Origin of the sequence: Pseudomonas sp. FSL W5-0299 (assembly GCF_005930655.1) — a bacterium.
GTDB classification, from domain to species: Bacteria; Pseudomonadota; Gammaproteobacteria; order Pseudomonadales; family Pseudomonadaceae; genus Aquipseudomonas; species Aquipseudomonas mandelii.
Genome location: NZ_RXHX01000004.1, coordinates 74,635 through 99,015, shown reverse-complemented (window position 1 = coordinate 99,015; position 24,381 = coordinate 74,635). Strand labels below are relative to the sequence as shown.

At 59.1% G+C, this 24,381-nt stretch carries 18 protein-coding genes and 1 pseudogene; 8 read left to right on the top strand and 11 right to left on the bottom strand.

Features of this window, described 5'->3' with window-relative positions:
* Positions 1-84: 84 nt before the first annotated feature.
* The gene (locus tag FHL16_RS07455; RefSeq protein WP_010461296.1) at positions 85-840 is read left to right on the top strand and encodes a spermidine synthase; all 756 of its coding nucleotides are present in this window, start codon (positions 85-87) and stop codon (positions 838-840) included.
* A 148-nt stretch (positions 841-988) separates the two neighbouring features.
* Here the strand turns inward: FHL16_RS07455 and FHL16_RS07450 are convergent, their stop codons facing one another.
* A complete protein-coding gene (locus FHL16_RS07450) occupies positions 989-1,780 on the bottom strand; it encodes a crotonase/enoyl-CoA hydratase family protein (protein WP_010461293.1) in 792 nt (263 codons plus the stop codon).
* Between the two features lie 434 nt (positions 1,781-2,214).
* On the opposite strand from FHL16_RS07450, the gene FHL16_RS07440 reads away from it, so the two are divergent.
* Entirely contained in the window at positions 2,215-3,888 is a 1,674-nt protein-coding gene (locus FHL16_RS07440; protein WP_008146183.1) for a DEAD/DEAH box helicase, read from the top strand.
* Between the two features lie 186 nt (positions 3,889-4,074).
* On the opposite strand, the gene FHL16_RS07435 is transcribed toward FHL16_RS07440, so the two are convergent.
* Entirely contained in the window at positions 4,075-4,842 is a 768-nt protein-coding gene (locus tag FHL16_RS07435; protein ID WP_077747916.1) for a DODA-type extradiol aromatic ring-opening family dioxygenase, read from the bottom strand.
* A gap of 103 nt (positions 4,843-4,945) precedes the next feature.
* Here FHL16_RS07435 and FHL16_RS07430 point away from each other — a divergent pair, with 103 nt between their 5' ends.
* Positions 4,946-5,602: a thiopurine S-methyltransferase gene (locus tag FHL16_RS07430; RefSeq protein ID WP_077747915.1), complete on the top strand. Its 657-nt coding sequence runs from the start codon at positions 4,946-4,948 to the stop codon at positions 5,600-5,602.
* Between the two features lie 134 nt (positions 5,603-5,736).
* Here FHL16_RS07430 and htpX read toward each other — a convergent pair whose 3' ends face one another.
* Positions 5,737-6,624, bottom strand: coding sequence for a protease HtpX (htpX, locus tag FHL16_RS07425; RefSeq protein ID WP_010461286.1), 888 nt, complete (start codon positions 6,622-6,624; stop codon positions 5,737-5,739).
* Positions 6,625-6,940: 316 nt separating this feature from the next.
* Positions 6,941-8,152, bottom strand: coding sequence for a pyridoxal phosphate-dependent aminotransferase (locus tag FHL16_RS07420; protein WP_010461284.1), 1,212 nt, complete (start codon positions 8,150-8,152; stop codon positions 6,941-6,943).
* Positions 8,153-8,378: 226 nt separating this feature from the next.
* Here FHL16_RS07420 and msrB point away from each other — a divergent pair, with 226 nt between their 5' ends.
* From msrB to FHL16_RS07405, 3 genes are all read left to right on the top strand, one after another.
* Positions 8,379-8,774: a peptide-methionine (R)-S-oxide reductase MsrB gene (msrB, locus tag FHL16_RS07415; protein WP_077747914.1), complete on the top strand. Its 396-nt coding sequence runs from the start codon at positions 8,379-8,381 to the stop codon at positions 8,772-8,774.
* Between the two features lie 199 nt (positions 8,775-8,973).
* Positions 8,974-9,459 (top strand): glutathione peroxidase, encoded by a 486-nt coding sequence (locus FHL16_RS07410; RefSeq protein WP_010461280.1) that lies wholly within the window; start codon positions 8,974-8,976, stop codon positions 9,457-9,459.
* Positions 9,456-9,917 (top strand): MarR family winged helix-turn-helix transcriptional regulator, encoded by a 462-nt coding sequence (locus tag FHL16_RS07405; protein ID WP_010461278.1) that lies wholly within the window; start codon positions 9,456-9,458, stop codon positions 9,915-9,917. The genes FHL16_RS07410 and FHL16_RS07405 overlap by 4 nt, the downstream gene beginning before the upstream one ends.
* On the opposite strand, the gene FHL16_RS07400 is transcribed toward FHL16_RS07405, so the two are convergent.
* Entirely contained in the window at positions 9,901-12,222 is a 2,322-nt protein-coding gene (locus FHL16_RS07400; protein WP_077747913.1) for a hybrid sensor histidine kinase/response regulator, read from the bottom strand. The two genes, FHL16_RS07405 and FHL16_RS07400, sit on opposite strands and share 17 nt — an antisense overlap.
* Before the next feature lie 168 nt (positions 12,223-12,390).
* Between FHL16_RS07400 and FHL16_RS07395 the strand changes: the two genes are divergently transcribed.
* Both FHL16_RS07395 and FHL16_RS07390 read left to right on the top strand, forming a co-directional pair.
* A complete protein-coding gene (locus FHL16_RS07395; RefSeq protein ID WP_010461274.1) occupies positions 12,391-13,281 on the top strand; it encodes an ATP-binding protein in 891 nt (296 codons plus the stop codon).
* Positions 13,278-13,760 (top strand): GAF domain-containing protein, encoded by a 483-nt coding sequence (locus FHL16_RS07390; protein WP_077747912.1) that lies wholly within the window; start codon positions 13,278-13,280, stop codon positions 13,758-13,760. Before FHL16_RS07395 ends, FHL16_RS07390 begins: the two co-directional genes overlap by 4 nt.
* On the opposite strand, the gene FHL16_RS07385 is transcribed toward FHL16_RS07390, so the two are convergent.
* The 6 genes and pseudogenes from FHL16_RS07385 to FHL16_RS07360 form a co-directional block, all read right to left on the bottom strand.
* A complete protein-coding gene (locus FHL16_RS07385) occupies positions 13,761-16,706 on the bottom strand; it encodes an HD domain-containing phosphohydrolase (protein WP_077747911.1) in 2,946 nt (981 codons plus the stop codon).
* Between the two features lie 49 nt (positions 16,707-16,755).
* Positions 16,756-20,412: a transporter substrate-binding domain-containing protein gene (locus tag FHL16_RS07380; protein ID WP_077747910.1), complete on the bottom strand. Its 3,657-nt coding sequence runs from the start codon at positions 20,410-20,412 to the stop codon at positions 16,756-16,758.
* Positions 20,413-20,420: 8 nt separating this feature from the next.
* On the bottom strand, positions 20,421-21,047 hold the full coding sequence (locus FHL16_RS07375) for a response regulator transcription factor (RefSeq protein ID WP_010461270.1): 627 nt from the start codon (positions 21,045-21,047) through the stop codon (positions 20,421-20,423).
* 257 nt (positions 21,048-21,304) lie between these two features.
* Positions 21,305-21,539 (bottom strand): annotated as a pseudogene (locus tag FHL16_RS34375) (hypothetical protein).
* A gap of 186 nt (positions 21,540-21,725) precedes the next feature.
* The gene (locus FHL16_RS07365) at positions 21,726-23,057 is read right to left on the bottom strand and encodes a deoxyguanosinetriphosphate triphosphohydrolase (RefSeq protein ID WP_010461269.1); all 1,332 of its coding nucleotides are present in this window, start codon (positions 23,055-23,057) and stop codon (positions 21,726-21,728) included.
* A 67-nt stretch (positions 23,058-23,124) separates the two neighbouring features.
* The gene (locus tag FHL16_RS07360; protein ID WP_077747909.1) at positions 23,125-24,288 is read right to left on the bottom strand and encodes an EAL domain-containing protein; all 1,164 of its coding nucleotides are present in this window, start codon (positions 24,286-24,288) and stop codon (positions 23,125-23,127) included.
* Positions 24,289-24,381: the final 93 nt, after the last annotated feature.

Genomic DNA, 24,381 nt, shown 5'->3' with positions numbered 1-24,381 from the left:
GGTTGCTTCGCGGACAATCGCGCCTTTGCCGCTTCATGTTGCGGATTATCGCGTTGCCGGGCCAGGCGACGATCAGGAGACGAAATGACTGAGGAGCGCGTCGAGCATTTGCTCGCCGAGGTACAGGATGAGTTCGGCGTGATTCGCGTGCTGGAGGTGGCCGATTACCGATTTCTCGAGTTCGGTGATGCCATCGAGCAGAGCTGCGTGTTCACGGCTGACCCGAGCTGGCTCGAGTACGATTACACCCGGGCGATGCTGATTGGCGCGCTGTGCCACGAACAGCCGGAAAGCGCGCTGTTTCTTGGCCTCGGCGCCGGCACGCTGACCCAGGCGTGCCTCAAGTTTCTGCCCCTTGAAGATGTCGAAGCCATCGAGTTGCGCCCCGACGTACCGCGTCTGGCCATCGAATACCTGGGGCTCGATGATGATCCGCGTTTGTACATCCGCGTCGGCGATGCGCTGGAGTTGCTCGATACCGCTGAACCGGCGGACTTGATTTTCGTCGACCTTTATACCGATGTCGGTCCCGGTGTCGGGCATCTGGCCTGGAGCTTCCTGGAAAACTGTCAGAAACGCTTGAATCCGGGCGGCTGGCTGGTGATCAATCAATGGGCCACCGACGACGGCAAACCCTTGGGTGCTGCATTGTTGCGCGGGCTCTATCACCGGCATTACTGGGAGCTGCCGGTGAAGGAGGGCAATGTGATTCTGATCGTGCCTTCGGAGCTGGATCAGGAACTGGACATGAATGGACTGCTTGCCCGGGCCGAAGGGCTGGCGCCGCGGTTGGGGTATTCGTTGCAGTCGTTGATCAAGGCGATTCGCCCGGCGACTTGATGCAATGAGGCCTTGTGGCGAGGGAGCTTGCTCCCGCTTGCTCCCGCTTGAGTGCGCAGCACTCACAAGATTTGCATTGATTGCGAAGATTTTGGGGCCGCTTCGCAGCCCAGCGGGAGCAAGCGCCCTCGCCACAAAAGCAAATCTGTCAGCAGCCCTTGAAGATGCCCGGCCGCTTTTCGATCATTGACCGCACACCTTCCCGGGCATCCTCACTCGCCAGCAACTTCTTCACCAACGGCGGCAATGCCTGCGCCGCCGCAGTTTCCCCTTCGTATCGCGCCTGCCGTGCAGACATCAACGTCGCCTGAACCCCCAACGGCGCCTGCCGGGCGATCCGCTCAGCCAATTCAATGGCCCGTGGCAGCAGATCCTCGCTGGCCATGACTTCCTGCACCAACCCCAAGTGCAACGCTTCATGCGCATCAAATTCATCGCCAGTCAGCAGCCAGCGCATGGCATTGCCCCAGCCGGCGACTTGATGCAGGCGCAACGTGGCACCGCCGAAGGGGAAGATCCCGCGCTGCACTTCCTTCTGCGCAAATCGGGTATTGCTGGCGCAAAGGTTGATGTCAGCGGCCAGCATCAACTCGATGCCAATGGTCAGGCAGTAGCCTTGCGCGGCGACAATCACCGGTTTGCTCACCCGGGGCCCGGCAAACACGCCCCACGGATCGCAACCGCCGGGCGGTGCCTGCCAGCCTTCGGCCAGGGCCGCACTGGCATTGATCAGGTCGAGCCCGGCGGTGAAGTGCTCGCCATGAGCGAACACCACCGCCACCCGCGCTTCACTGTCGGCCTCGAACTCGCCGTAAGCCAGGCTCAGTGCGTTGAGCAGATCGAGGTCGAAGGCATTGCGCTTGGCCACCCGATCCAGGCCGATCATCAGGACATGGCCGTGTTTTTCACGGGTGACACGACTGGAGTCGGGCTGATTCATGGAGCATTTCCTCGGGCGGGAAGGGTGTGCCAGGCCGCGGGTCAAAACCGCTGGTCTGCGTCACAAGGATGAACCGTTTTAGCGCCATCGCCAGCAGGGCCGGGCCTTTGAAAAATAGACCGTTGCACGATTATCTGCAAAGCGTGTGACATAACGGTGTATACGTCAGTTTTCCGACAAATAATGCTCCCTTTTTGGGCGATTTCCGGTATAGTGCGCGCCGGCCTTTAACCGGGCCGCGTTTAGGTAGCGCAATTTCCCGAAGTCAGCTTCGGCTGCACGTCCGCACAGCGGACTCTCCCTTGACGAATCTTTTTCATTCATTCGTTTTCGCAAATCCCCGCCGACAAAGCAGCCAGGGCGACTCTTGAGTCTTACACGGCATGCGCAGCTTTGGAGCATGGGTCTTTGCGGATGCACTTAGAGGCAGACCCATGACCCAGGAAACCGGCGGCTTCGCCGCTTTTAATCTTAATCCGAACATTCTTGCAGCCGTCATCGCGACTGGCTACGAAGAGCCTTCGGCTATTCAGCAGCAATCGATCCCGATCATCATGGCCGGTCACGACATGATTGGTCAGGCGCAAACCGGTACGGGTAAAACCGCCGCGTTCGCCCTGCCGATCCTGCACCGCATCGATCCTGCAAAGCGCGAGCCGCAAGCCCTGATCCTGGCGCCAACCCGTGAGTTGGCGCTGCAAGTAGCAACCGCTTTCGAAACCTACGCCAAGCAAATGCCGGGCGTTACCGTTGTGGCCGTTTACGGCGGCGCCCCGATGGGCCCACAACTGAAAGCAATCCGTAATGGCGCACAGATCGTTGTCGCCACACCGGGCCGTCTGTGCGACCACCTGCGTCGTGACGAAAAAGTCCTGTCGACCGTGAACCACCTGGTTCTGGACGAAGCGGACGAAATGCTCAAACTGGGTTTCATGGACGACCTCGAAGTTATCTTCAAGGCTCTGCCGCCAACCCGTCAGACCGTGTTGTTCTCGGCCACCCTGCCGCAGTCGATCCGTGCCATTGCCGAACGCCATCTGCGCGATCCGCAACACGTGAAGATCCAGACCAAGACTCAGACCGTTACCGCGATCGAACAGGCTCACCTGTTGGTTCACGCTGACCAGAAGACCTCGGCTGTATTGAGCCTGCTGGAAGTGGAAGACTTCGACGCCCTGATCATGTTCGTGCGCACCAAGCAAGCGACCCTGGACCTGGCCAGTGCCCTGGAAGCCAAAGGCTACAAAGCCGCTGCGCTGAACGGTGACATTGCTCAGAACCAACGTGAGCGCGTGATCGAATCCCTCAAGGATGGCCGTCTGGACATCGTTGTGGCGACCGACGTTGCTGCTCGTGGCCTGGACGTTCCGCGCATCACTCACGTATTCAACGTTGACATGCCGTACGATCCGGAGTCCTACGTTCACCGTATCGGCCGTACTGGCCGTGCCGGTCGCGAAGGTCGTGCACTGTTGCTGGTGACTCCGCGTGAGCGCCGCATGCTGCAAGTGATCGAGCGTGTAACCGGTCAGAAAGTTGCTGAAGTCCGCCTGCCGGATGCTCAGGCCGTTCTCGATGCCCGCATCAAGAAACTGACCAACAGCCTGTCGCCACTGGTAGCTGATGCTGAATCGACCCACGGTGATCTGCTGGATCGCCTGACTGCCGACATCGGTTGCACCCCGCGTGCACTGGCCGCTGCTCTGCTGCGCAAGGCAACCAACGCTCAGGCGCTGACCCTGGCCGCGATCGAGAAAGAACGTCCACTGGTGCCGAACAACGCACCGCGTGGCGATCGTCCAGAGCGCACCGGTGATCGTCCGGACCGTGGTGATCGTGAGCGTCGTGCTCCGGTTCCATTGGCCGAAGGTCGTGCTCGTTGCCGTACCGCGCTGGGTGCGCGCGATGGCATCGCTGCCAAGAACCTGCTGGGCGCTATCCTCAACGAGGGTGGCCTGGCTCGCGAAGCAATCGGTCGCATCCAGGTGCGTGACAGCTTCAGCCTCGTCGAGCTGCCGGAAGATGGTCTGGAGCGTCTGCTGACCAAGCTGAAGGACACTCGCGTTGCCGGTAAGCAGTTGAAGCTGCGTCGCTATCGCGAAGATTGATCCGCTCTCGAGCTGATTGATCGAACATAAAAAATCCCCGACTGGTTCGGGGATTTTTTTTGGCCTGCTGTTTGTGCCTGGACTGGGCATCGAGTTGCCCCAATCGCGAGCAGGCTCGCTCCCACATTGGATTGTGAGCCCCTTAGGGGCGAGCCCGATCGCGAAGGGGACGCCTCGGTCTACCTGTCAGTCAAAACGGTAGATGTCCATCCCCAGCGCACCCATGGTGAACCCTTGATGGGCAACGCTGAACTCACCCCCAGCCCCGCGAGCAAAGTACAACGGCAGCAAATGCTCATCGCTGGGATGATTGCGCACTGCGTTTGGCGCCTGCTGACGATAATCGTGCAGTGCGGCTTCATCGTTGGCGGCGAGTTTTTCAATCATCCAGTCACGGAACGTCCGGGCCCACGGTTCGACACTTTCCGGGCCGGCGTGCCAGTCCAGTTCACGCAGGTTATGGGTGATGCTGCCGGAGCCGATCAACAACACGCCGTGCTCGCGCAGGCTGGCCAAGGCATGGCCGACCCGGGTTTGCAGGGCAGGGCCGCCACGGGTGGGCAGCGAGACTTGCACCACCGGGATGTCGGCCTGCGGATACATCAACGACAAAGGCACCCAGACGCCGTGGTCGAAGGGGCGTTTGGTATCGATCCGTGCCGGCAGGTTGTCGGCCTGCAGTAACTCGACCACCTCGCCAGCCAGTTGAGGATTGCCGGGTGCCGGGTATTGCACTTCGAACAGTGCTTTCGGGAAGCCGCCGAAATCGTGCCAGGTTTCAGGCCGGGGATTGCCACTGACCAGCAAGTCGTTACTTTCCCAGTGTGCAGAGACGATCACGATGGCTTCCGGTTTCGGCATTTCGGCGGCCAGGCGAGCGAGGGCGGGCCCGCTGGCACCCGGTTCCAGTGCCAACATGGGCGAGCCATGGGATATGTACAGGCTGGGGAACATGAAAGAGCTCCTGAGGGGTAAGATGGCAGCATCTTCAGTCAGATCATTGATCTAAATCTAATATAAGTTTTAGGGTCTTTTGATCGAATTTTCGGGATTAATTATGCAGCCGGAGTTTTGGCACAAGCGGTGGACGTCGAATCAGATCGGCTTTCACCTGCCGGAAGTGAATCCATATCTGCAACGTTACTGGCCGCAGCTGGTCCTGGAGGAGGGCGCGCGCGTCCTGGTGCCGCTATGTGGGAAAAGCCTGGATCTGCTCTGGCTGGCGAAATGCGGTCACGAGGTGTTGGGCATCGAATTGTCGGAAAAGGCGGTGGAAGACTTCTTCCACGAGCATCAATTTGATCCGGACGTCAGCGACCAGGGGCCTTTCACGGTCTATCGGGCGGGTTCGATCGAGGTCTGGTGCGGCGACTTCTTCGCGTTGACGGCCGGCGATGTCGCCGATTGCAGCGCGCTGTACGACCGCGCGGCATTGATCGCGTTGCCGCCGCCGATGCGTGAGCAATACGCCGAGCATTTGAAGCGGATTCTGCCGAAGGATTCGCTGGGGCTTTTGATTACTCTGGATTACGACCAGGCACAGAAGGAAGGCCCACCGTTTGCCGTGCCCGATGACGAAGTGCAACGGTTGTTCGGGGCAACCTGGGAGCTGAAGATTCTGGAAGACCAGGACGTATTGGGCGAGAGCTGGAAGTTTATCGAAAGTGGCGTTACTCGGCTTGAAGAGCGGGTTTATCGGGTTTCCAGCCGGTAGATTTGTAGTGGCTTCACTGGACCATCGCGAGCTTGCTCGCGATGGGGCCCGAATGAACACCGCAAAAATCAGCAGACAAAAAAAGGCCCGCATTCACTGCGGGCCTTTTCTTTTAAGGCGTAGTGCGAGAGCTATCAGCCCCGACGACGCAACGCGTCAATACGCTCTTCCAGCGGCGGGTGGCTCATGAACATACGAGCGAACCCTTGTTTGATGCCGCCGTTGATGCCAAAGGCATTCAGCGTATCCGGCATGTGCACCGGCAGGCCCTGTTCGGCACGAAGGCGTTGCAAGGCACCAATCATTGCGCTGGTACCGGCCAGGCGTGCACCGGCTTCGTCGGCACGGAACTCGCGTTTGCGCGAGAACCACATGACGATGGAGCTGGCCAGAATGCCCAGGACCAGTTCGGCGAAGATCGTCGCTATGTAGTAGGCGATGCCCTGGCCTTCTTCGTTCTTGAAGATCACCTTGTCGACAAAGTTGCCGATGATCCGGGCGAAGAACATCACAAAGGTGTTCACCACGCCCTGGATCAACGCCAGGGTGACCATGTCGCCATTGGCTACGTGGCCGATCTCGTGGGCCAGGACGGCCTTCACTTCATCCGGCGAAAAACGTTCGAGCAGACCCTGGCTGACCGCGACCAGTGCGTCGTTCTTGTTCCAGCCCGTGGCGAACGCGTTGGCCTCGTAGGCGGGGAAAATCCCGACTTCGGGCATCTTGATCCCGGCTTCGCGGGACAGTTGCTCGACGGTTTGCAGCAGCCATTGCTCGTGACGTGTGCGCGGCTGGCTGATGATTTGGGTGCTGGTGCTCATCTTCGCCATCCACTTGGAGATGAACAGCGAGAACAGGGAACCGGCGAAACCAAAGACCGCACAGAAAATCAGCAGCTGATTGAGGTTGAGATCAACCCCGTTGGCCGCCATGAACCCGTTGAAGCCGAAAAGGCTCAGGGTGATGCTGGCAATCAGCACGACCGCCAGGTTAGTGGCCAAAAACAGCAGGATGCGCATCATGGTTGTAGAAATCTCCTCATGCTAAAGATGTAGCGTACTGCGGGGTATATAAGGTGCTGCACCGGGCTATTCAACCGAGTGACTATTTCAAACTGTGTCCTACAGCAACAGTCTAGCTGCTTGCAGGGCAATTCCGACGGCGATGCGGGAGGTGTTTGACAGCCAATTCGCCTCTCAGGCCCCGTCGTTGTTAGACGCGGCCCCAAAACGTGGCTTCAGTAAGCGACAGGAGCAGTGATGGCTGACAGGGGGCAAAGATATGTTGCTGAATTAATCACCGTGCGACCGATGCACGTGTCGCACGGTGAAGTTCAGTTTACTGGCGGTAGGATTTGAGGAAGTTACCGATCCGGCCAATGGCCATGTCCAGTTCGTCCACCCGTGGCAAGGTCACGACACGGAAGTGATCCGGCCAAGGCCAGTTGAAGGCCGTGCCTTGCACCACCAGCAGTTTTTCGGAGAGCAGCAGGTCGAGCACGAACTTCTCGTCATTGTGGATCGGGCAGACTTTCGGATCGATCCGCGGGAACGCATACAACGCCCCCATCGGCTTCACGCAACTCACGCCCGGAATATCGTTAAGCAGTTCCCAGGTGCGATTGCGCTGTTCCAGCAAGCGACCGTGCGGCAACACCAGGTCATTGATGCTCTGGTAACCGCCGAGAGCGGTCTGGATTGCATGCTGACTCGGCACGTTGGCACACAGGCGCATGTTGGCCAGCATGTCGATGCCTTCGATGTAGCTCTGGGCGTGGTGCTTCGGACCGGAAATGGCGATCCAGCCGGAACGGAAACCGGCCACGCGATACGACTTGGACAGACCGTTGAAGGTCAGGCACAGCAGGTCCGGCGCCAGGGAGGCGGTGCAGATGTGCACGGCATCGTCGTACAGGATCTTGTCGTAGATCTCGTCGGAGAACACCACCAGATTGTGCTGGCGTGCCAGTTCCAGCATGCCCAGCAGCACTTCTTTCGAATACACGGCGCCGGTCGGGTTGTTCGGGTTGATGATCACCAGGGCCTTGGTGTTCGGGGTGATCTTGGCCTTGATGTCGGCCAGGTCCGGCCACCAGTTGGCCTGCTCGTCGCACAGGTAATGCACCGGGTTGCCGCCGGACAGGCTCACGGCAGCCGTCCACAGGGGATAGTCAGGCGCTGGCACCAGCACTTCGTCGCCATTGTTCAGCAATGCCTGCAACGACATCACGATCAGCTCGGAAACGCCGTTGCCCAGGTAGATGTCTTCAATGCCGACACCTTCCACCTGCTTTTGCTGGTAGTACTGCATGACAGCCTTGCGCGCGCTGAACAGGCCTTTGGAGTCGCTGTAACCCTGAGCGGTCGGCAGGTTGCGGATCACGTCCTGGAGGATTTCGTCCGGCGCTTCGAAACCAAAGGGCGCCGGGTTGCCGATGTTCAGCTTGAGGATGCGATGACCTTCCTCTTCCAGGCGTTTGGCGTGCTTGAGCACTGGGCCGCGAATGTCGTAGCAGACGTTGGCGAGCTTGTTCGATTTGCTGACCTGCATGGCGATGTGTTCCCGAAAATGAACGATCCAGGCGGCGTATGAACTACCGTACTGGGAATCCTGCGTATTCACACAGGCCTGACGCCTTGAGATGCAGCACCCATAAATCCGTTTGAATGCGCGTGGTCTGGCTGCCAGACTGGCGTTTGACGAGGCGCAATCATACGTGCCGCCCGATCCGTGGAAAAGGTACAGATCGGGCTTTTTCAGCTGCTGAGGTGTGACGATGGAAAAGTTGGATAAAACCCTGGAAGAATGGAAGGCGATGCTCGATCCAGAGCAGTACAACGTTTGCCGTCTCAAGGGCACCGAACGGCCGTTCTCCGGCAAATACAACGACACCAAAACTGACGGTGTCTATCACTGCATCTGCTGCAACGAGCCGCTGTTCGACTCCAAAACCAAATTCGACTCCGGCTGCGGCTGGCCGAGCTTCTACGCGCCGATCGGCGACAGCGCCATGGTCGAGATCCGTGATGTCAGCCACGGCATGATCCGCACTGAAGTGGTTTGCGCCAAATGCGACGCGCACCTGGGGCACGTGTTCCCGGATGGCCCGCCGCCGACCGGTCTGCGTTATTGCATCAATTCGGTGTGCCTGGACCTGGTATCGCGCGAGTAATGCGAGCCATGTAGGAGCGAAGCTTGCTCGCGAAGGCGTCTCAACATTCAGCACAGATGGTGACTGACCCGACGCCTTCGCGAGCAGGCTTAGCCCCTACAGATATCCGAAGATATCCGGCGCCCCCACACATTTAAATTGCACACAATTCAATTGCTCGCTATGTTCATGGCTTGTTCCGTCAATTCGAGCCAAACCCATGAGCGACAACCTGCTGACCATCCCGGTGACCACCATCAAAGGTGATCAGAAAACCCTGGCCGATTTCGCCGGCAAAGCCGTCCTGGTGGTCAACACCGCCAGCAAGTGCGGTTTTACCCCGCAATACAAAGGCCTCGAAGAATTGTGGCAGACCTACAAGGATCAAGGCCTGGTGGTGCTCGGCTTTCCCTGCAATCAGTTCGGTAAGCAGGAACCGGGTAACGAAGGGGCGATTTCCGAGTTCTGCGAGTTGAACTTCGGTGTCACCTTCCCGCTGTTCAAGAAGATCGACGTCAATGGTGCCGGTGCTCATCCGCTGTTTGTGCAATTGAAGAAACGTGCACCGGGCGTGCTCGGCTCCCAGGGCATCAAATGGAACTTCACCAAGTTCCTGATCGGCAAGGACGGCCAGTTGGTCAAGCGCTTCGCTCCGGCAACCAAGCCGCAGGACCTGAGCCGCGAGATCGAAGCCCTGCTCAAATGAACACCCTGTCCGTCGATTCGCTGAAGCTCGACAGCCAGCTCTGCTTCAAGCTGTATGCGGCTTCTCGGGCGGTGATCCGCGCCTACAAGCCGATGCTCGATCAACTGGGTCTGACCTATCCGCAATACCTGGCGATGCTGGTGTTGTGGGAATGGCAGGAAACGGCGCCGGAGCAGCCGACGGTCAAGGCGCTGGGCGAACGCCTGGCGCTGGATTCCGGCACCCTGACGCCGTTGCTCAAGCGCCTTGAGCAGCTGCAATTGGTGCAGCGCCAACGTTCGGCGCGCGATGAGCGAGAAGTGCACCTGAGTCTTTCGCCGACCGGCAAGGCTTTGCGTGATCAGGTCGGGCCGCTCAAGGCCCGGTTGCTGTGCGACAGCGGCGTCGATCTGGATCGCCTGCATGATCTGCGCGACGGTCTCGATCACCTGCTGGGGCAAATCAAAGCGCTGTCGTAGTCGGTATCCACAGGTCGAGCAACGCGGCCAGTTCTTCTCGGCGAAAGGGCTTGGCCAGGTAATCGCTCATGCCCGCCACACGGCAGCGTTCGCGTTCCTCGGACATGGCGTTGGCAGTCAAGGCCACGATGGGCAGTTGTGGCCAGCGCCCGCTGCGACGGATTTGTCGGCTGGCTTCATAGCCATCCATCACCGGCATGTTGCAGTCCATCAGCACCAGGTCGAATTCGCTGTGCTCAAGCTGATCCAGGGCTTCGGCACCGTGAGCGGCGACGATCACCTCGCAACCGAGTTTGCCGAGCATGCCCTTGGCCACCAATTGATTGACCGGGTTGTCCTCGACCAGCAGGACACGTCCGCGTCGTTGGGGGGTAAGGTTTTCGACCCGGGCACCGTTGATCAGGTTGCTTTCGGGCAGCAGCACCCGGCGCAATGTCTGGTAAAGCGCATTGCGCGCTAAAGGACGAGCCTGCTGTTGCAGGGGCGCCAGGGCGTTGGCTTCTTCACTGGGCATGAAGCTGCCATAGGCGGTCACCAGCAAGATAGGCGCGTCGAGGGTCGGGCGCAGGCCAAACAGGCATTCGGGGCAGTCGGTGATCAGCACGTCCGGGTCGAGGCCGATGAACGAGTCATCGATGGACCGTTGCTGATAGTCGAGCCCCCAGCCGGGCAACAGGTTTTTCAGCAGTTCCGCCAGGCCGCTGTTGGCCGCGGTGACGGCAATGACCTTGCCCGGTAACGGCTGTGGGGCGATGGCCCGGGTGTGGCAGGGCAACGGCAGGTCGGCGCAGAACTGGCTGCCGAAACCCGCTTCCGAGCTGATGGTCAGCCGCCCCTGCATCGCTTCGCAGAGGTTATAGGTCAGCGCCAGGCCCAGCCCGGTGCCGCCAAATTGGCGGGTTATGCCGGCGCCGGCCTGCGTGAAAGGCTGGAAGATTTTGACCTGAGCATCCTGGGCAATCCCGATACCGGTGTCGCAGACTTCGATTCTGACGCCATCTTCAAAGGTTGAAAGGCGCACATCCACCCGACCGAAACGGGTGAACTTGAGGGCGTTGGACAACAGGTTGCTGACGATCTGCCGGACGCGGGTCGGATCCCCCAGCACCAACGCCGGAAAGTGCGGATCGATCAGGCAGGTCAACTCGACGCTGGGCGCGGCGTTCTGCGACAGCAGATTGGCGGTGTCTTCGATCAGCGACCCGAGGTCGAACGGAATGTGTTCGAGTTCGAGCTGGCCGGCATCGAATTTCGACAGGTCGAGAATATCGTTGAGCAGTTCCACCAGCACTTTGCCCGAGTCATGGGCAATGGACAGCTGTTGCTGTTGTTCGGCAGTGAGCGGTCCGTCCAGCGAGAGCGCGATCATGCCCAGCAGGCCGTTGAGCGGTGTGCGGATTTCATGGCTCATATTGGCGAGAAACACCGAACGTGCTTCGGCCATATCGAGGGCGGTGCTTCGTGCGACTTCCAGCTCCTGGTTCGATTGACTGAGCCGGGCATTGATCGCCTTGAGCTCCGCGGTGCGGGCCGAGACGATGTTTTCCAGTTGCCCGAGGTAGTCGGTCAGGCGGTTTTCGGCGTTGCGCCGCTGCTGGATTTCGGTGGCGATGTTTTCGAACTGCTGGTTGGCCACTTTGACCAGCACACCGATTTCATCGTTTTTATGTCCGCTCGGGTATTCCAGCCAGGTCGGTTCCGCGCTACGCGGATCGCGCCCGCTGAGTTCGCGGATGACCCGCACCAGCGGCTTCGTCAGCATCACGTAGAACAGCGCCAACAGGATGCCGGTCAGGATCAGGCTGCGAGCGAAGCCGTTGAGCAGCGTCACCTCGGCCCGGCGCAGGAAGCGGCTGCCGAAGGCGTAGGTATCGACTTCCAGTCGCAAGGTGCCGAGTGATTCGTTCGGCAAGTGATCGAGGTAGAGGCGGTCTTCAAACTGGCGGTTGGCGCCGAACAGGAAGTCGCTGATCATCCGATAATTGCTTTGCAGGGTCGGGCGTTTGACGCTGGCCAGGACGGTGCCGTTGTTGTCAGTCAATTGCGCACCGATGATCGCCGGCGAGCGCAACAGGCCCATGGTCAGTTCCTGGGAGAGTTCGGCGTCGATGTTGTAGGCGATGCGGGACGCGGGGTTATGGCTGATTTCCAGTAAAGACAGTATTTCACGGTTGATGGAGGCGTCTTCGCTGGCATAATCGATGCCTATTTGCAGCAGACTGAGCAGCGTGCCCAGAATGAAACCGACAAGCACGGTCAGCCTGGCTTGCTTGTATGACAGCCGGTGGGTGAATTTGATATCCATGGGGTGTTGAACCACTTCCGTTTCCCTTCGCTGCTCAAGCATAGTCGATCATGCATGGATACCGATGTTCTCGCGAGCCCTTGTGCAACAAGGGATGAACCGGGTGCCGAATGCTTCGTTGCGTCGCTGCAATGCCATCATCACTGTGAACGTGCCCGAGGAGAAGACGTGGATTCCCGATTGAATGCTTTTCTTGAACGCGCCGATGCTGTCCTGGCCCGTATCGAACCGCTCTTGCCTGCTCCTCGGCAAGCCATCGACTGGACGCAATGCCTGGCCGCGCGCTGGCAACGCGAGGGCCGCAGCGGGTTTCTGCTGCCGCTGCATGTCAGCCTCGACACGCGGTTGTCCGACTTGATCGGTGTCGACCGCCAAGTGGAGCAACTGGGGCGAAATACCCAGCAGTTCCTCGACGGCATGCCCGCCAACCACGCACTGCTCTGGGGCTCGCGCGGCACCGGCAAATCGTCGCTGGTGCGCGCATTGCTGGCCGAGCACGCCAAGGCCGGCCTGCGGTTGATCGAGATCGAGCGCGATCACCTGGCGGACCTGCCGCGCGTGGTCGAGCAGATCGCCAGGCTGCCTCAGCGTTTCGTGCTGTTCTGCGATGACCTGTCGTTTGAATCGGGCGAAGGCGACTATCGCGTGCTCAAGAGCGTGCTCGACGGCTCGCTCGAACAGGCGCCGGATAACGTCTTGCTGTACGCCACCTCTAACCGTCGCCACCTGGTGCCGGAGAAGGAAAGCGATAACGAAAACTGGAAACGGGTCGATGGCGAACTGCATCCCAGCGAGGCGGTGGAAGACAAGATCGCGCTGTCGGACCGTTTTGGATTGTGGCTGTCGTTCTATCCGTTTACTCAAGAGCACTTCCTTGATGTCGTCGAGCACTGGATCGGGCAATTGGCCGGAAAATCCGGCCTTGAGTGGCAGCGTAACGAAGAGCTGGACATCCTCGCCGTGCGCTGGGCTACGGGCCGGGGCAACCGCAATGGACGCTGCGCATATCAATTTGCCCGCTATTGGGTGGGGCTGAAGCTGTTGGAGCACAAAGCATGATCGATTTACAGAAGAGCGGCCAAGGCCTGGACGGTTACGGCATGTTATGGGCGCAGCTGGAGTCGCTACTGGCGGACGAGCGTGACTTTATCGCCAACGCCGCGCAGTTTTCGGCGTTCCTGTACAGCCAGCTCGACGACTTGAACTGGGCCGGTTTCTATCTCAATCGTAACGAGGAGCTAGTGCTTGGCCCGTTTCAGGGGCAGATCGCCTGTGTGCGGATTCCGTTCGGTCGCGGCGTGTGCGGGACGGCGGCGGCGACCTTGAAGACCCAGTTGGTCGAAGACGTTCACGCGTTCCCCGGGCACATCGCCTGCGACAGCGCCTCGAACAGCGAGCTGGTCGTGCCGCTGGTCAAGGACGGTCGCCTGATTGGCGTGCTGGACCTCGACAGCCCGAGTCTGGCGCGGTTTACCGCTGACGATCAGGCCGGTATCGAGCAACTGGCGGCGATTTTCCTGCGTCTGACCGATTGCTGATCACACCCTCAAGCCGGCCTTGAGCAACAGGCTTGACGGGTCGACCGCATCGATCTGCCTTGGATCGAGGAATCGGTCGGCGTATTGCAGATAGATGCCGGCGTTGATGAACAAGCCGAACAACTCCGGATCGATATGGGCGTCACGGCACATGGTGGCCATGATGCCCAGCGCTTCGCTCAAGGTTTTGGCCTTCTTGTAAGGGCGATCGGCGGCGGTCAGTGCCTCGAAAATATCGGCAATCGCCATCATCCGTGCCGGCAGACTCATTTCTTCGCGCTTCAACTGTTTGGGGTAACCGGTGCCGTCCATTTTCTCGTGGTGGCCGCCAGCGATTTCCGCGACGTTGTTGAGGTGGCCGGGGAAGGGCAAGTGGCTGAGCATCAGGATCGTCTGCACCATGTGGTGGTTGATGATGTAACGCTCCTCGCGGGTCAGCGTGCCTCGGGTGATGCTCAGGTTGTAGAGCTCGCCTCGGTTGTATTTGTAGCGCGGCACATCGAGCTTGAAACCCCAGGGATTGTCTTCCGGAATCAGTTCGCTTTCGGCGCGTTCGAACAGGTGCTCGGGCTTGTCCGCCAACAGCGGCTCGCTGACCGGCAAGGTCGGTGCCGGGGTTCGTGCCTGGCGGCGGTTTTCTTCCCAGGACACACCGATTCGATCGTCCAGGGTTCGGGTCCAGTTGCGCTGGGCAATGCTGCGCAGCCGTTGCAGATCGGCTTCGGCCATGGCCTCTGCGCCCAGATTGCAGCGGGCGACGAAGGCGAAATCATCATCCAGCCCGGCCAGGTTGGCATTACGCAATTCGGCCAGGTGCTGCTCGTCACCGCCCAGGGCGACGGCTTGCCAATAATTGATCCAGGCATCGCGCTTGAGGACCTCGAAACGGGTGCGGATTTCATGGATGCGGTCGTTCAGGGTCTCAAGCTTGGTGGCTTTGTCGACCACGTATTCAGGCGTCGTGACCTTCCCGCAATCGTGCAGCCAGGCCGCAATGTGCAGGGCTTCCCACTCATCTTCGGTGGGTTGGTAGTCGCTGAAGGCCGGGGCCTGACTGGCGGCCGCCGCCTGGGCGAGCATCAGGGTCAGCTCCGGCACTCGCTGGCAGTGGCCTCCGGTATAAGGGCTCTTGGCATCGATCGCGCCGGCCAGCAGTTGAATGAAGGCGTCCAGCAGTTGTTTCTGTTTGGCTTGCAGGCGCTGGCTCTCAATGCTCACGGCTGCGGCGCCAGACACCGCCTGGAGAAACGCGATGCGGTCCGGGCGCAGTTTTTCCAGGTCGCTTTGTGTGCCGCTGTCGGTCAAAAGCAGGATCAGCAGGCCCACGGTTTCGTTGTGCCGATTGTGCAAGCGGATGCCGATCAGGTGCACCCGGGGGTATTCCAGCGCGAGCATCACCTTCTGCAAATCCCCCGCCTGTTCGAAACCCAGATTGGTCACGATATTGTCGGCGTTCGACAACTGCTGCAGCCACTGAGGACTCTGCGGATCCTGGAGTTCGTGTCCCTGGACTCCGAATGAGGGCAATGCTTGTGACGTGCCATTGATGACCAGGCCCTGGGGCTCCATGCGATCGCTGTCACGTTCGCGCAGGTAAATAAGACCGGCCTGGGCTTGCCCGATCTTCACGGTTTCAAACAGCACCCGCTGCAGCAACGGCGCAAAGCGGGTCTCCGCGCTCAAGCTATCGGTGATCTGGAAAAAACTGCCCAGAGTGTCCTTCATCCGCGCCATCGACACGCTCAGTTGGTCAATTTCAAGCACCGGCGAACTGTGGCCGATCGGAAAGTCGAAGTTGAAACTGCGCACCGCATCGGCTTCCTGCACCAGCGTGCGCAGGGGCTTGACCAGGACTCTGGAGGTCAACCATCCCACGGGCAGGCACAGCAGCAATGTCGCCAGAGTAATCAGCGCGCCTTGCCAGCGCATGCGGTAGGCATCGGCGAGCAATTCGTCCTCAGGCACCAGCAACGCCAGTTGCAGTCCCTGGGGGCCGCCCTCCGTCATGCTGCTGCGCGCCACGATCCATTGACGACCGGCGGCGTCCAGCCGATTGCTGGCAGGAGGATTGGAGAGCAGGGCGCCGAGGCCGGGGCTGAGGTCGGCAGCCTTGTTCAGGCGAGCGGTCTGGCCGTCGATGATCAGCTTGTCGCTGTCGGGGTAGGCGATGGCATTGCCCTGGGCATCGAACAGCACGATTTCGGTATGGGGCGTCACCACGTGTTTGGCCAGGGTAGCCGACAATTCGGCCAGGGTCAGGTCGGCCCCCATCACCGCGTTTTCACCACTGCGCCGGGCCAAGGTAGTGCCGACGTTGCGGGTGGAGAAAAAAACGTAGGGGTCAGTGGTGATCTGGTTCACGTCGCCGCGTGCGCTGGAGAACCAGGCACGAGTGCGGGGATCGAAGGTTTCGTCGGGGTTGTCCAGGCGGTTGATGAGCGTCAGGGATTGATCAAAAAACAGGAATTGGGAGCGGATCTGACCACTGCTGCTGTGCTCGATGCTCCAGACTTGAAACGCCGCTGAATCGGGGGCTTTCAGTTCAGTTCTCAGGGATGCCGTCCGCAAGGGGCGGACCATGAAAAAATCACCGTTGCCATAACCCAGGTACAACGATGCCAGGTTGGGGTTGTCGTTGAGCGACTGGCTAAAGGGCTGGAGCAACGCCAATCGCTGTTCCAGATCCGGAGCGCGGGTCGCCGGGTAGTCCGCCAGCAGGCTCAGCAGATGGCGAATCGGTTCGTAGGTGCCTTGCAGGTCCAGGCGAACATCCTGCTCGATGCGGTTGAAGAGCTTTTCACTGCTGGAAAGAATGATCTGCGTGGTTTGCCCGTAGTTGAAAATGCCCAGCACCGCACCGGTCAGCAATAACAGAAAGGTGAACATCACACTGATATGGATGTGCAGCGGAAACCGGCGTTGATCCGGGCGCAGTGGGCTGGGCATTGCGGGTCTCTCCATGATGTTTAACACACTGCTCAGCGTCCAAGCATAGTTAAGGCTCCATCATTCTGCTTTTCTCGTTGTGGCCTATCTGTTGCTGCAGCGCCTGCTCCAATGCCAGCTCCAGTTCGACCATCGCCCGGTCCATGGCCTTGGTGCAATTGACGACTGCTTCAGGGGGGAGCACGTCATGACAGGCGTTTTCCAGCGCCTCGCAGCTGTCGATCAATCGGCAAGCCTGGACGATTCGCGCAGCACCCTTGATTTTGTGGGCCACCTCGATGAAAGCCTGCCGATCTTCCGTGGGGGACAACGCCAGCAACTCTTGCCGATCCAGACGATTGCTGTTCAGCAGTTCGGACAACAGGCGCCGGTCCAGTGTCGGGCTGCCACCCGTCAGCAGATGCAGCCCTTCAAGACTGAAGGCCGGGGTGCGGACCGTTGGCGCAACGCCTTCAACCCATTGACTCAAGGCTGTCAGGCTCAGGGGTTTGAACAGGCAGTCGTCCATTCCGGCTTGTCTGCAGCGTTGTATTTCTTCCGGTTGTGCGTTGGCGGTGAAGCCCAACACGGTACAAGGCCGGCTCTGCGTTTGCTGTTCATGTTGGCGAATGGAGCGAGCCAGTTCGTATCCGTCCATGATCGGCATGTTGCAATCGACGATCACCAGATCGAACACGTTGTCCTTCCAGGCCTTCAACCCCGCTTCGCCATCCGGTGCGGCGCTGTAGCGATGCCCCAGGAACTCCAGTTGCTGACACATGAGCAAGCGATTGGCGGGATGGTCGTCGACCACCAGGACGTTCAGCACAGCCGAGGTCGGGTGGAGGGACGGTTCAGCGGTTTTCGACACCCGCTCGGCTGGCAGTGTTGCAAGGTTCAGCGAGATCCTGACCTGAGTGCCGATACCAGCCTGGCTGCTCAACTGCAGGTTGCCGCCCATCATCTCGCACAGATTGCGGCTGATCACCAGACCAAGCCCCGCGCCGCCTCTGGCTGCCTGCGCGGAATGATCGGCCTGGGCGAAAGGCTCGAACAAACGCCGTTGGTCCTGTTCGCTGATCCCGACCCCACTGTCCTGAACCTGTAACTGCAACAGCACCCGGCCGGGTTCGTCGGTCGGATGCAGTTCGACCACAATCCGGACCTGACCCTGTTCGGTAAATTTGATGGCGTTGCTGACGAGGTTGGACAGCACCTGCTTGAAGCGCATTGGGTCCAGCAGGACATCGGAGGGTGGTTCTGCCGGGTTGAAGTCCAGCCGCAGGCGCAGATTTTTCTGGCGGGCCAGTCCGTCGAAAATCCGCACCACCGACGCCACGGTTTCTCTCAGGTTGACGCGTTCCGGGCTCAGGCTCAGGCGACCGGATTCAATTCGCGCAATATCAAGAATGTCCCCGATCAGGTTCAGCAGGTCTTTCGCCGAGTGGTAGGCCACGTCAATGGCCGGGCGATCCGGGTGGCTGTGATCGATACGCTTGAGGGTCAGTTCGAGCATGCCGATGATGGCGTTCATCGGCGTGCGGATTTCATGGCTCATGGTCGCCAGAAAGGTGCTTTTGGCACGGTTGGCTTCATCCGCACGCTCTTTCGCGGCACGCAGGTCGTCGAACAGTTGTCGGCGCTCGCTGATGTCGATCCAGCCGCCAATGATGCCTTGTACTTCACCGCTGGAGTCCCGGTAGGGAAGTATCCAGTGATAAATCGTCAGTGTGCGGCCACCGATATGCAATGGCCGGTCGAGAATCAGCGGAGTTCCTTCGGCCACGACGCGTTGGTAATCCGCCTGGTATTCCTGGGCTTCAAATGAGTTGCTCAAGCTGCCCTGCATGACGTTTTTACCAATCACGTCTTCGCGTTTGGCGCAGAAGACCTCCAGGTAACTGTCGTTACAGCTTTGCAGCAAGCCCTGGCGATCGCGCACGTAGATGGGATGAGGCGTGCCGTTGACCAGCGATCCCATGAACTCGAGTTGGTCGTTCAGGGCGAGCTCGGCGGCCAGGCGCTGATTGATCTGGCGGCGCATGTAAGCGTTCCAGGTCATGGACATCAGCAGCAGCACGCCGACACCCAGAACGATCTGATAGAACACTCGGTGATAGTTGCGCCAGGTACTTTGCGAAGCAGACGAGTAGCCTCGCCAGCGGCTGTTGATAATGCCCAGCTCTTCCGGCGCGATGCTCAGCAGGGCCTTGTCGAGGATCGAACCCAGCTCTTTGGCGTCACGCCCGGTCGCCAGGGAGAACGCGGCTTGCCGGGTACCGATGGTGGTGCTGATTTGAAGTGCGTGCTCAAAGATTCGCGATGAGATGAAATAGTTGGCAATCACCAAAGAGCTCACCGTCCCTTGCGCCTGACCCTCGGCGAGCAATTCCACGGCGCTGAAGGTGTCCGGCGTTTCGATCAGATGGATTCGCGGGAACTCGCGGCGCAGGTAATCCGCCATAGGATTGCCTTGGGCGATGGCCAGGCGCTTGTCCGTGAGTTGCGTCAGATTTGACGGGCTGTCGGCAGCTTTGCGAGTGAGCAGTACAACGGAGTTTTCCAGATAAGGACGGCTGAAGTTCAGCATCGCTTCACGTTGGGTGCTGGGGAGCAGGGCGGCAATCAGGTCGGCCTGATGGCTGTTGACCTGCTCGATCATCTCGTCATCGTTACGGCTGCGATGGATCTCGAAGCGCAAACCGGTGCGCAGTCTGATCAGCTCGAGCAAGTCGGCGGATACGCCCCTGAAGTTACCGTCGCTGTCGAAAAAGGTCAGTGGGGCCAACGCTTCGTTGACCACGACCCGCACGACGGGATGTTGCGCCAGCCAGCGTTGTTCACGGTCGCTGAGTTGCAGCTTCTGATCGGTGAGAAGAATGTCACTGCCCGCACTCCAGCGTTTGGCGATGTTTTCTCGCTCGCTGCCAGGGGTCGCTTTGAGGATGGCGTTGATGATCCCGAGCAGAGCCGGGTTGCCCTTGTGTACGGCGAAGCTGAAACCGTGGGCCTCGTGTTTACCAAAGTTGGCCATGCGGATGTTGTTTAGATACCCCTTGTTGATGATGTAATGGGTTGAAATGGTGTCGCCCAGAAAAACATCGGCCTGGTCGAAAGCCACCGCATTGATTGCATTCTGGTAGGAGGGGTAGGAAGTGATGATCGCTTTCGGGTACAGGGCTTTGACTTCGTCCAGCGGCAAGTAGTGATAAACCATGCTCAGGCGCAGTCCGGCGAGCCCGTCGCTCAGGGATCTGGTTTCGCCTTCCCGTGTCACCAGAACCGGTTGATCCACGGCATAGGGCAAGGACAGCACGATGTCCGCATTGCGGGCTTCAAAACCATTGGCGCTGCCGAGCATGTCGACCTCGCCTTTTTCCAGGGCTTTGATCGCGTCTCCCCGGGAAACGTAGCGCTGGACCTTGACTGGCAGGCCGGTGGCCTTGCCCAGGATGCCCGCGTAATCAGCAGTGAAACCTTCGTAGTCGCGGCCGCTGATGGTCAGGTCGAAAGGTGGGTAGTCGGGGGCAGAGGTGCCCAGAATCAGTTCACGCTTATTGTTAAGCCATTGTTGTTGCGATTTATCCAGTTGGACTTCCATGTGTCCGGTCATTGAGCGACTGAGCAGAGTGTACTGCTCGCTCGCCGTCGGTGCCGCGTGCGCTGAGGTGCTCAGACATAAACCCGCGACCAGCGGTATCAGATAATCCATTAAACGACTGGGCATCCTGTTTCTCACACTAACGCGTTGCGTTTTGCCATATCAATGAGTTCAACGAGTGATTTGGCCTTGAGTTTTTGCATGAGACGTTTTTTGTAAGTGCTGACAGTCTTGTTGCTCAGGAACATGCCCTTGGCAATTTCCTTGTTAGTGCGGCCTTGGGCAAAAAGTTGCAATACCATCAGCTCTCGGTCATTGACTGACTTGAACAGTTCAAGGTCGGAATATCGTTCATCGTCAGCACGGACAGGATTCAAGGCCTGGCTGGGGAAATAGTTGTAACCTGATAGTACCGCTTTAATTGCGCTCACCAGTTCACTAAGGTCTTCCTGTTTGCATACATACCCGGACGCGCCGGATTGCATGCAGCGAATACCGAAAAGTGTCGGGCACTGGGCTGTTAGAACCAGCGTTTTGAGGGGGGTACTCATTGCGTTGAAGCGGGAGAGAACTTCCAGCCCATCCAGTTTGGGGATGCTGATGTCAAGAATGACCAGGTCTGGCATGCATTCACGAACCATCTGCATGGCATCGACCCCATTATCAGTTTCGCCGACGACTTTGTAACCCTCATGTTCGAGCAACATTCGGACGGCAAGACGGATGACAGGGTGATCGTCGACAATAAAAACGGAGTTCATAATCAAATCCCATACGCGCTCAAATAAAGCGCGCACCTTAGCTCAGATAGTTGAGGGGGGGATCAACTGACAGGCCTGTAGTGGCAATATAAGATAATTCCTACATTCGAAGAAGAATCGGACTACGGATCAACTAGGTTTTGCATGAGGATCAGTCAAGGTGTTGTTTGTGCGTTTGGTGGGTCGGACAGATTGATTTGAAATGGATTAGATTGTTGTTTAAATGTTTTTTAGTGTGTCTTTGTTTGGGAACGATTTTACAGTGAAATCAAGGTCAATAAGTTTCTAAGGTCTGATTGTTTCAGGGGTTTTATCAAATAGCCCAACAAGGGCAGCCCGTGTTCGACGGCTATTCTTTCAAGAGCGTCCAGTTCAATGGATGTCAGACTACTCAGCACAATGGCCTGTCTGATCATTCCCATTTGGCTGGTTGGCCCTGAGCTGGAAGGGGTGGTCTTCCACCAGCAAGATGCGCCAATCGTGTTCAGACATGGGTTTTTTCATGCTTCATCTGTCGAGCAGAGGGCGCGTGATTGTTTCGCGATCGGACCGTTCATTCGATCAGTCGGCTCTGCACTGGGTGTAGGGCGATTCTGCTGACGTGCGGATTGAAACGAGAAATGCGCAGAACGTCGATCAGCCGGTCAGGAGGCCCTGACGCGGCTGAACGATGCACGGTTATCCGTGGCTTGAGCGACCGGTCATTTCCAGTGCCATTTGACTGGCATAGCTGTCGGTCATGCCGGCGATGAAGTCGATCATTCTCAGGAACGAGGTGTGTAAAGGCCCATGAGGATCGGGCGCATTGTTGCCTAGCAGGTCGAGGATGCGCCGGCTCTTGAAGGACGGTGTTCGACCGTTGTGTTGTTCCAGTGCTGCGCCACAGAATGCGTTGAGGAGGATTTCGAGGGTGGTATAAGCGCCGATTTCGTGCAGCGTCTTGCGCTTGTCCTGGAAGATCTTTTTGCGCGCCATGTCTTTGGCATTCAAGACGCAGCGCTTGGCCGGACCATGCATGTGCTCCACCAGATCGCCGGGCAGCGTGCCGGCCAGCAGCGAGTCCTGTTGCTCGACGAAGGCCCGGGCGGCGGCATTGGTCAGGTGCTCGATGGCCTTGCCCCGCAGGATCGCCAGTTTACGCCGACGCGAATCCAGTGGGCCCAGTTGGCGATAGGTTTCCGGGAGATCATCACCCACCAGGTCGAGCAGCAAAGACTCGACTTCGGCGTACTCCAGCAGGTCCATTTCCAGGCCATCTTCCAGATCGATCAGCGCGTAACAGATATCGTCCGCAGCCTCCATCAGGTACACCAGTGGATGGCGTGCCCAGCGCTGTTCCTCCAATTGCGGCAAGCCGAGCTTAAGGGCGATCTGCTCCAGCAACGGCAGTTCGCTCTGATAGCAGCCGAACTTGTGCTTTTTGTAGCCCAATGAATCGGCGTGCTTTGCCGTCCACGGGTATTTCAGATAAGTGCCCAGCGTGGCGTAGGTCAGCCGGGTGCCGCCGTCGAATTGATGGTATTCGAGCTGGGTGAGCACCCGGAAGCCTTGGGCGTTGCCTTCGAAGTTCAGGAAGTCATTGCGTTCGACGTCGCTCATGGCGTCCAGCCAGCCACGGCCGGCGGCCTGCTGGAACCAGTGACGGATCGCGTCCTCGCCGGAATGCCCGAAGGGTGGATTGCCGATGTCATGGGCCAGGCAAGCCGATTGCACCACCATCCCCAGGTCGCTCGGTTCGCACCAGTCGGGCAAGGCGCTGCGAATGGTCTCACCGACGCGCATGCCCAGCGATCGACCCACACAGCTGACTTCCAGCGAGTGGGTCAGGCGTGTGTGGATGTGATCGTTGCTGGTGACCGGGTGGACCTGAGTCTTGCGCCCGAGGCGGCGAAAGGCACCCGAGAAGATGATGCGATCGTGGTCTTTGTGAAAAGGGCTGCGGCCGAGTTCTTCCGGGCTGTGCAGAGGCTTTCCGAGGCGTTCGCGGGTAAGCAGGGTTTGCCAATCCAAGGCTGGACTCTCCGTCAGGTGACTGAGCCTCTAGCTTCCGGGTTCGTGCCTGCGCCTGCAAGCAGTACTAGAGCCCGGCGGCGTCGATGTCGATGAGCAGCAGTCGCTCGCCGTTGTCGAAAAATTGCCCGGCGGTGAGGCAATACTGATTGCTGGTGGCATCGCGGTAGGTCGTGGACAATGTCAGGCGCCGCTCTTCCCAGCCCTCGGCCAGCAACTGATAGAAATAGGGTCGCCACGACCAGTTATGACCCAGGTAGCGGTTATCGGCCTCCCAGCCGTTGTTGCGCCATTCCAGATTGGGCGTCAACTGGGTGCCGTGACGGTCGCATTGATAGAAGCGCAATAGCCATGGAAACGCCTGCAGCTGTGGCAAGGCGCTCAGCGGCGCACGGGCCAGGGCCCAGGCTTGCAGGATCGCCATCAATTCGCAGAGTTGCTGGCGCATGATCATCAGTCGACCGCGTTCGCCCAGTTTCTGCTGAACATAACGCTGGCGCAGTTGCGCGAAACGTTCGACAAAGGCGTCGGTGGCGAAGAAGTCCTCCTGCGCCCGGGCAAAGAGAAATCCTTGTACGTAACGCGAGCCGCACTCCAGGGCGAAATTGAGCTGATCTTCGGTTTCCACCCCTTCGGCAATGATCCAGCACCCGGTTTTCTCGGCCATTTGCGCCAGGGCTTTCACCACGTCGCTGCTGGGGCCGCCCAATGCCGCGGCCTGGAACAGTCGCATATCGAGCTTGAGAATGTCCGGTTGCAGGGCCAGCACGCGATCAAGTTGCGAGTAACCGGCACCAAAATCATCGATGGCGATCCGTGCCCCGGCGTGTCGATAGCGTGCCACGACGTCGGCCAGGCGCTGGATGTCGCCCCCCAGTTCGGTGATCTCGAAGACGATGCGTTGCGGATCGACGTTGTGTCGGCTCAATTGCTTGAGGCTCGGTAGAGCCTGGTCCGGCCGTAAGCGGTTGATCCAGCGCGGTGATATGTTCAGGCTCAGAAACCAGTCCGATGGCGCTTCATGCAAACGGCTCAGCGCGTTATCGCGGATCTGCCGGTCAAGGCGACGAAGGGCGATGGCGGGTGTTCGCGGGTCGGCGAACAACGGCCCCACCGAAGCCAGTTGACCGTCGGCCTGTCGCAGTCGACCCAGCGCTTCCACACCCGCGATACGGCCCGTGGCGGTATCGATAAATGGCTGAAAGCAGGCGAGCGGTTGCCCGTCGATCACGAGGCCTCCTTAGTAAGGTCTTGTTTTTGGATTGAGCTGTTCGCCGGGTAGGCACACAGGATTGAACCTCTCGATAAAGAGGTTAATCCCGGT

What these genes read in the sequence shown, in the direction of transcription:
- FHL16_RS07405 (WP_010461278.1), top strand. Translation starts at nt 9,456, where the DNA reads ATGAACACCCTGTCCGTCGATTCGCTGAAGCTCGACAGCCAGCTCTGC.
- FHL16_RS07430 (WP_077747915.1), top strand. Translation starts at nt 4,946, where the DNA reads ATGCAGCCGGAGTTTTGGCACAAGCGGTGGACGTCGAATCAGATCGGC.
- FHL16_RS07385 (WP_077747911.1), bottom strand. Translation starts at nt 16,706, where the DNA reads ATGCCCAGCCCACTGCGCCCGGATCAACGCCGGTTTCCGCTGCACATC.
- FHL16_RS07390 (WP_077747912.1), top strand. Translation starts at nt 13,278, where the DNA reads ATGATCGATTTACAGAAGAGCGGCCAAGGCCTGGACGGTTACGGCATG.
- FHL16_RS07410 (WP_010461280.1), top strand. Translation starts at nt 8,974, where the DNA reads ATGAGCGACAACCTGCTGACCATCCCGGTGACCACCATCAAAGGTGAT.
- FHL16_RS07375 (WP_010461270.1), bottom strand. Translation starts at nt 21,047, where the DNA reads ATGAACTCCGTTTTTATTGTCGACGATCACCCTGTCATCCGTCTTGCC.
- FHL16_RS07440 (WP_008146183.1), top strand. Translation starts at nt 2,215, where the DNA reads ATGACCCAGGAAACCGGCGGCTTCGCCGCTTTTAATCTTAATCCGAAC.
- FHL16_RS07450 (WP_010461293.1), bottom strand. Translation starts at nt 1,780, where the DNA reads ATGAATCAGCCCGACTCCAGTCGTGTCACCCGTGAAAAACACGGCCAT.
- FHL16_RS07420 (WP_010461284.1), bottom strand. Translation starts at nt 8,152, where the DNA reads ATGCAGGTCAGCAAATCGAACAAGCTCGCCAACGTCTGCTACGACATT.
- htpX (WP_010461286.1), bottom strand. Translation starts at nt 6,624, where the DNA reads ATGATGCGCATCCTGCTGTTTTTGGCCACTAACCTGGCGGTCGTGCTG.
- FHL16_RS07455 (WP_010461296.1), top strand. Translation starts at nt 85, where the DNA reads ATGACTGAGGAGCGCGTCGAGCATTTGCTCGCCGAGGTACAGGATGAG.
- msrB (WP_077747914.1), top strand. Translation starts at nt 8,379, where the DNA reads ATGGAAAAGTTGGATAAAACCCTGGAAGAATGGAAGGCGATGCTCGAT.
- FHL16_RS07400 (WP_077747913.1), bottom strand. Translation starts at nt 12,222, where the DNA reads ATGGATATCAAATTCACCCACCGGCTGTCATACAAGCAAGCCAGGCTG.
- FHL16_RS07435 (WP_077747916.1), bottom strand. Translation starts at nt 4,842, where the DNA reads ATGTTCCCCAGCCTGTACATATCCCATGGCTCGCCCATGTTGGCACTG.
- FHL16_RS07380 (WP_077747910.1), bottom strand. Translation starts at nt 20,412, where the DNA reads ATGCCCAGTCGTTTAATGGATTATCTGATACCGCTGGTCGCGGGTTTA.